The sequence below is a fragment of the Phenylobacterium sp. genome (assembly GCF_036402295.1).
GTDB lineage: Bacteria > Pseudomonadota > Alphaproteobacteria > Caulobacterales > Caulobacteraceae > Phenylobacterium.
Genome location: NZ_DASWTE010000261.1, coordinates 23,979 through 30,795 on the forward strand (window position 1 = coordinate 23,979; position 6,817 = coordinate 30,795).

The window sequence follows — 6,817 nt, forward strand, 5'->3', positions numbered from 1 at the left end:
AAAACCCCTACGTGTTCATCGACTGGAAAAAGTCGTCGTTGTTCTTCGAGCCGCGCAGCTTGTCGAGCAGGAACTCGATCGCGTCCTGGGCGCCCATAGGACTCAGGATCCGGCGCAGGATGTAGGTCTTCTGCAGGTTGATCTTGTCGGTGATCAGCTCGTCCTTGCGGGTGCCGGACTTCAGCACGTCGATGGCCGGGTAGATGCGCTTGTCGGCCACCTTCCGGTCGAGGACGATTTCCGAGTTACCGGTGCCCTTGAACTCCTCGAAGATGACCTCGTCCATCCGCGAGCCCGTATCGATCAGGGCGGTGGCGATGATGGTGAGCGAGCCGCCCTCCTCGATGTTCCGCGCGGCGCCGAAGAAGCGCTTGGGGCGTTGCAGGGCGTTGGCGTCGACACCGCCGGTCAGCACCTTGCCCGAGGACGGGACCACGGTGTTGTAGGCGCGGCCGAGGCGGGTGACCGAGTCCAGCAGGATCACCACGTCGCGCTTGTGCTCGACCAGGCGTTTGGCTTTTTCGATAACCATTTCCGCGACTTGCACGTGACGCTGGGCCGGCTCGTCGAAGGTCGAGGAGATCACCTCGCCCTTCACCGTGCGCTGCATGTCGGTGACTTCTTCCGGGCGCTCGTCGATCAGGAGAACGATGAGGTAGCACTCGGGGTGGTTGGTCTCGATCGACTTGGCGATGTTCTGCAGCATCACCGTCTTGCCGACCCGCGGCGGCGACGTGATCAGGCAGCGCTGGCCCTTGCCGAGCGGCGCCACGATGTCGATGACGCGGCCCGAGCGATCCTTCAGGGTGGGATCGTCGATCTCCATCTTCAGCCGCTCGTCCGGATAGAGCGGCGTCAGGTTGTCGAACATCACCTTGTGGCGGACGTTCTCGGGGGCCTCGAAGTTGATCTGGCGGACGTTGACCAGGGCGAAGTAGCGCTCGCCCTCGCGCGGCGCGCGGACGGAGCCCACGACCGTGTCGCCAGTGCGCAGGCCGAACTTCCGGATCTGCGAGGGGCTGACGTAGACGTCGTCCGGGCCGGACAGGTAGTTGGCCTCGGGGCTGCGCAGGAAGCCGAAGCCGTCCTGCACCACTTCCAGCGTGCCCGAGCCCTCGATCTCGACGCCCTCTTCCGCGAGCGTCTTCAGGATCGCGAACATCATGTCCTGCTTGCGCATGGAGTTCGCGGACTCGACCTCCATCTGCTCGGCGAAGGCGAGCAGGTCGGCGGACGACTTGTCCTTGAGCTCCTGCAGGCTCATGCGGGTCAGACCCATGGCGGCGATCGCCTTGGCGACCTGGCTGGGCTCTTCCGGCTCGTCGTCGCCCTCCGCCTCCGCGGCGGCTACGTCCTCGCCTTCGGCCTCGGCGACGACGGCGTCGGCCGCCTCGGTCTCGCCAGGGGCTTCTGCGGTGTCGGTGTCGACGGTTTCGATCTCGTCGGCCGGGATGTTGTCTTGGTTGTCTTCAGTCATTTGATTTCACTTGAGATTCGCGCAACCCCGGACGGAGTCCGGGTGCGCGGGGAAACGATGTGGACGCCGTCGGGCGTCGTTTTGGTTTCGTGGGGACCGGTGGGCTGCCTCGGAGGGGCAGGACCGGTTGAAATGCGGGGCGCGCCGGATGCCGACGCGTGCCTTGAGGGGAACCACACTTGAGGGGGTGGGGTCAAGCAATCCGTCCCTCCCTTAATGGGGAGGGTGGACGGCCGCAGGCCGGACGGGTGGGGATGTGTGGTCCAGCCCCGGGAGGATCAAGGCTTCCCCACCCTGCTCGCCTCCGGCGAGCTGTCCCTGCCCATCAAGGGAGGGAAAACTGCAGCGTCACCGCCAGCACGGCGACGATCGCGGCCAGGAACGGCAGCTCGTTGGTGGCGCGCCAGAACTTCGCGCTCTTCGGCCGCTCGCCGGCGACGAACTTGCGGTACGAGCCCGCCAGGAAGCCGTGCCAGCCCGAGATGAACAACACCATGGCGAGCTTCACGATCATCCATGGCTGCACCAGGAACGCCCAGCCTTCGTTGGCGCCGTAGACGTGCCAGAGGATCAGGATGATCCCCAGGATCCAGGTCAGGCCCATCGACGGATTGATGATGATCTTCAGGAGCTTGCGCTCCCAGACCAGGAAGTGGGCGTCGAACTCGCTGCCGGGCGGGGCGGTCTCGGTGTGGTAGGCGAAGAGGCGCGGCAGGTACATCATCCCCGCCATCCAGGCGATCACCGCGATGATGTGGATCGCCCGCAGCAGGTCGAAGCCCAGGAATTCCGGCCAGCTCATGCGGGGCTCCCCTCTCTGCAGAGGCATTTGCCATGCGTCGCCGGACAGCGCCAAGCGCCGTGCGGGGCCGCTCCGGCCCGCGGCAGGGCGGCGGTGACCGCCTGCGCCAGGGCCGCCACGAACGCCGGCTGCACGCCGGGGGTGCGGGCGCGCAGGTAGGGCTCGACGCCGTGGTGGCGGGCAAGCTCGGCGTACTCGCGGTCCAGTTCGACCAGCGTCTCGACATGCTCGGAAACGAAGGCGATGGGCGAGACGATGACCCCCTTGCCGTCCTCGCCGGCGGTCAGGATGGCGGTCTCGGTCGACGGCTCCAGCCACTTCAGGCGGCCGACCCGGCTCTGGTAGCAGACCCGCCAGTCGGTGAGCTCCGGCAGGAGCGCGGCGACCGCGGCGGCCGTGGCCTCCACCTGGGCCTGGTAGGGATCGCCGGCGTCGACCACCTGCTGCGGCAGGCCGTGGGCGGAGAACAGCAGGCGGACGTTCGTGGGCCGGCCGGCGGCCTCCCAGACCTTGCGGATCTCGGCGGCGTGGGCGGCGGCGAGCCCGGGCGCGTCGGGATAGCAGCAGACGGTGCGCGTCCGGCCGGGGCCCTTGTAGGCGGCGAACCAATCCTGCACCGACGAGCCGGTCGTGGTGGTCGAGAACTGCGGATAGAGCGGCAGGAGCACGATCTCGTCGGGCGCGAAGGCGGCGACGGCGCGGGCGGTCTCGGCGGCGAACGGCTTCCAGTAGCGCATGGCGATGAACACACGTGCGTCCACCATCCCCTGGGCCTTGAGCTCGGCCTCCAGCGCCTCGGCCTGGGCTTGCGTCTCCGGCAGCAGCGGCGAACGGTCGCCCATGAGCGCGTAGTTGGCCTGGGCCGTCCTGTTGCGGGTGGTGGAGATCAGCGCCGCCAGCGGATAGCGGGCGATCGCCGGCAGCTGGATGATCGCCGGGTCGCGGAACAGGTTGAACAGGAACGGCCGCACGGCCGCGAGACTGTCGGGCCCGCCCAGGTTGAAGAGGACGACGGCGAGACGGGTCATCTGCCCCTCCCACGCGTGGGAGAGGGGGACCGCACGCCGAGCGCAGCGAAGGGCGGGTGGTGGAGAGGGAAAGCCTCACGCTCGGCGGTGCGGCTGGGCTGTCTCTGGCTCAGCGGTTGGGGCTTTCCCTTCCCACCACTGGCTTTTCGGCGAGCGGTCCCCCCTTCCCGCAAGCGGAAAGGGCAGGTCACTCCGCCGCCATCCGGTTGGCCGGCTTGCCGGTCACGCGCTCGACCACGCGGGCGATGTGTTCGATCGGGGTTTCGGGCATGACGCCGTGGCCGAGGTTGAAGATGTAGGGGCCGCCGGACCACTGCTCGAGCAGGGCCTCGACCCTCGCGTCCAGCGCCGGGCCGCCCGAGAGCAGCAGGAGGTTGTCGAGAGCGCCCTGGATCGCCTGGCCGCCCGCCTGGATCTTCCGGCCCGTGGCGGCGGCAGCCTGGGTGTCGAGGGCGACGGCCTGGACGGGGACCTGGGCGGCGTAGTTCTCGACCAGCGCCCCGGCCCCGCGCGGGAAGCCGATGAAGGGGGTGTCGACGCCGGCGGCGCGGACCTTCTCCACGATCCGCTGGTGGGGCCCGATCACGATGCGCTCGAAGACATCCTCGGCCAGGTTCTCGGCCCAGCTCTCGAACAGCTTCAGCGCCTGGGCCCCGGACTTCGCCTGCATGACCAGGTAGCGGGCGGTCGCCTCGACCAGCACGTCCAGCAGCGCGTCGAGCTCCTCGGGATGCTGGTAGGCATAACTACGTGCTGCTTCCCGCTGGGAGCCACGGCCCTCGAGCATGTAGGTGGCCACTGTCCAGGGCGCGCCGGCGAACCCGATCAGGGCGCGCTCGGGCTCCAGTTCGGCGCGGACGCGGGAGAGGGTCTCGCCGATGTTCGCCAGCTTGGCGGTGGAGCCCTCGATGGCGTCCTGCAGCGCGCCGATGGCCGGCAGCGGGCCGAGCCTGGGCCCCTCGCCCGCCTCGAACCAGACGTCCTGCCCCAGCGCCAGCGGGATCAGGAGGATGTCGGCGAAGACGATGGCGGCGTCCATCGGGAAGCGGCGCATGGGCTGCAAGGTCGCCTCGGCCGCCATCTCGGGGTCGAAGCAGAAGGCGATGAAGTCCTTCGCCCGGGCGCGCAGTTCGCGGTACTCGGGCAGCGAGCGGCCGGCCTGGCGCATGAACCACACGGGCGGACGGTCCAGCGTCTCGCCGGCGAGGGTGCGTAGGAGGCGGGGCGTCTCGGTCATGCAGCGTCTTAAAGCCCGCCTGCCCGAAAGGCTCAAGAGCGCCCAGGGACGAGCCCTCTTCTCTTCTAATCAGAAGGATTCTTGAAGGATTGAAGAAGGAATGGTTGGGCCTGTCAGCGGGGTGGAAAACCTTGACAATCCTTTGACAATCGACCGGTTGTCCCCAGCCCATCCCAAGGCTGCGAGCCCGGCCCGACCGGCCTGTGAGTCCCGGGGACGGCGACTAGCGCGCCTTGAAGCCATTGACGTTTGGGCCGGGGTTGCGGGGAGAACCCGGGGCGCCGAGCGTGGTGTCACCCCGTCCCCAACCCGGGGCCATGAAACGGCGCCCCGGCGGTCGGGCCTGGGGGTTAACGGATGGTTAACGCGGTGAACTGTCCTCGGGATTCGTTTGGGGTCGGCTCGACGGCCGCGGCGGGCGCCCCTATCCCCATCCCCGGTCACACCGGCTAAACAAGAGTCCACAGGTTCATCCTCAGGCATATTTTCCGGAGCCGCGCTTGCCAACGTCGTCGCCGCCCAGGCTCGCCACCTACTTCCACGTCCACCTGGTGTCGGACTCGACGGGCGAGACCCTGAACGCCATGGCGCGCGCCGTCTGCGCCCGCTTCGAGAACGTACTGCCGATCGAGCACATCTATGCGCTCGTCCGCTCGCAGCGGCAGCTGGACCGGGCGCTGGGCGACATCGAGGAGGCGCCGGGGATCGTCCTGCACACCATCGTCGACGACAAACTGCGCGCGGCTTTGGAAGAGGGCTGTCGGCGCTTGGACATGCCCTGCCTGCCGGCGCTGGATCCGCTGGTTTCGGCGATGCAGCGCTACCTCGGCGCGGCGACGACATCCCGTGTGGGCGCGCACCTGCGGCTGGACAACGACTACTTCAACCGCATGGACGCCCTGAACTACGCCATCGGCCACGACGACGGCCAGGGCGGCCAGGACCTGGACCAGGCCGACGTGGTGCTGCTGGGCGTGTCGCGGACGAGCAAGACGCCGACCTGCATCTACCTGGCGCACCGCGGGGTGCGGGCGGCGAACGTGCCGCTGGTGCCGGGCCGGCCGCTGCCCGACAAGCTGGCGGCGCTGAAGAACGCCCTGATCGTGGGCCTCCTGATCTCGCCCGACCGGCTGATCCAGATCCGCCGCAACCGCCTGCTCAGCCTCAAGGAGAACCGCGACACCAGCTACACCGACCAGGAAGCGGTGCGCGAGGAGATCATCGCCGCGCGCCGGCTCTACGAACGGCACGGCTGGCCGACCATCGACGTCACCCGGCGCTCGGTGGAGGAGACGGCGGCGGCGGTGCTGAACCTGCTGCACAAGGGCCATGGCCAGGTCGAGGTGCTGGGTTGAGCATCATCCTGGCTTCGAAGAGCGCGGCGCGGCGCGCGGTGCTGGACGGCGCGGGCGTGCGCTACGAGGCGCTGGTGGCCGGCGTCGACGAGGAGGCGGTGAAGGCCGGGCTGCTGGCCGAGGGCGCGGGCCCGCGCGACATCGCCGATGCGCTGGCCGAGCTGAAGGCGGTCCGGGTGTCGCGCGGCCGGCCTGAGTTCGTGATCGGTTCGGACCAGACGCTGGACCTGGACGGCGAGCTTTACGACAAGGCCGAGACGTTGGAGGCGGCCCGCGCGCGGCTGAAGCTGCTGCGCGGCAAGACCCACAAGCTGCATTCGGCCGTCGTCGTGGCCAAGGAAGGCGCGCCGATCTGGCGCGAGGTGGTGACGGCGAGCCTCACCATGCGCGACTTCTCCGACGCGTTCCTGGAGGACTACCTGGCCACCGAAGGCCCGGCGGCGCTGGGTTCGGTGGGCTGCTACCGCCTGGAGGGCCCCGGGGCGCAGCTGTTCTCGAAGATCGAGGGCGACTACTTCGCGATCCTGGGCCTGCCGCTGATGGGCCTCTTGGACCTGCTGCGCCGGCACGGGGAGCTTGCCGCATGATCACGGGGAAGACGCCCGTCGCCGGCGTGGTCGGCAACCCGATCCAGCACAGCCTGTCGCCGCTGCTGCACAATGCCTGGCTGGCGGCGGCGGGGATCGACGGGGTCTATGTGGGCTTCGACCCGGGCGCCTACGGGTTCGAGCGGCTGGTGAACGGGTTCCGCGGCGGAGCGGTGCGCGGGATCAACGTGACCTTGCCGTTCAAGGAAGAGGCGCTGCGGCTCGCCGACGAAGCCTCGGACGCGGCGCGGCGAGCGGGCGCGGCGAATGTGCTCCTGTTCCCGCCCACGGGCCGGGTGATCGCCGACAACACCGACGGGCTGGGCCTGCT

General features: G+C 69.0%; 7 protein-coding genes. 3 read left to right on the plus strand and 4 right to left on the minus strand.

Annotated elements, in window-relative coordinates; translation table 11 throughout:
- Positions 1-7: 7 nt before the first annotated feature.
- The 4 genes from rho to hemE form a co-directional block, all read right to left on the minus strand.
- Positions 8-1,477, minus strand: coding sequence for a transcription termination factor Rho (rho, locus tag VGD44_RS16060; RefSeq protein ID WP_331088879.1), 1,470 nt, complete (start codon positions 1,475-1,477; stop codon positions 8-10).
- 325 nt (positions 1,478-1,802) lie between these two features.
- Entirely contained in the window at positions 1,803-2,279 is a 477-nt protein-coding gene (locus VGD44_RS16065) for a CopD family protein (RefSeq protein ID WP_331088882.1), read from the minus strand.
- Entirely contained in the window at positions 2,276-3,307 is a 1,032-nt protein-coding gene (hemH, locus tag VGD44_RS16070) for a ferrochelatase (protein WP_331088884.1), read from the minus strand. Before hemH ends, VGD44_RS16065 begins: the two co-directional genes overlap by 4 nt.
- A 187-nt stretch (positions 3,308-3,494) precedes the next feature.
- A complete protein-coding gene (gene hemE, locus VGD44_RS16075; protein WP_331088886.1) occupies positions 3,495-4,544 on the minus strand; it encodes a uroporphyrinogen decarboxylase in 1,050 nt (349 codons plus the stop codon).
- 500 nt (positions 4,545-5,044) lie between these two features.
- Here hemE and VGD44_RS16080 point away from each other — a divergent pair, with 500 nt between their 5' ends.
- From VGD44_RS16080 to VGD44_RS16090, 3 genes are all read left to right on the plus strand, one after another.
- A complete protein-coding gene (locus VGD44_RS16080; protein WP_331088889.1) occupies positions 5,045-5,899 on the plus strand; it encodes a pyruvate, water dikinase regulatory protein in 855 nt (284 codons plus the stop codon).
- Positions 5,896-6,486, plus strand: a complete 591-nt coding sequence (locus VGD44_RS16085; RefSeq protein ID WP_331088891.1) for a Maf family protein — start codon at positions 5,896-5,898, stop codon at positions 6,484-6,486. The genes VGD44_RS16080 and VGD44_RS16085 overlap by 4 nt, the downstream gene beginning before the upstream one ends.
- The coding region (locus VGD44_RS16090) for a shikimate dehydrogenase family protein (RefSeq protein WP_414694676.1) at positions 6,483-6,817 on the plus strand (335 nt) is incomplete at its 3' end. The genes VGD44_RS16085 and VGD44_RS16090, both read left to right, overlap by 4 nt.

Bases quoted from the DNA above. Each gene is read 5' to 3' on its own strand.
- rho (WP_331088879.1), bottom strand. From the start codon at position 1,477: ATGACTGAAGACAACCAAGACAACATCCCGGCCGACGAGATCGAAACC.
- VGD44_RS16065 (WP_331088882.1), bottom strand. From the start codon at position 2,279: ATGAGCTGGCCGGAATTCCTGGGCTTCGACCTGCTGCGGGCGATCCAC.
- hemH (WP_331088884.1), bottom strand. From the start codon at position 3,307: ATGACCCGTCTCGCCGTCGTCCTCTTCAACCTGGGCGGGCCCGACAGT.
- hemE (WP_331088886.1), bottom strand. From the start codon at position 4,544: ATGACCGAGACGCCCCGCCTCCTACGCACCCTCGCCGGCGAGACGCTG.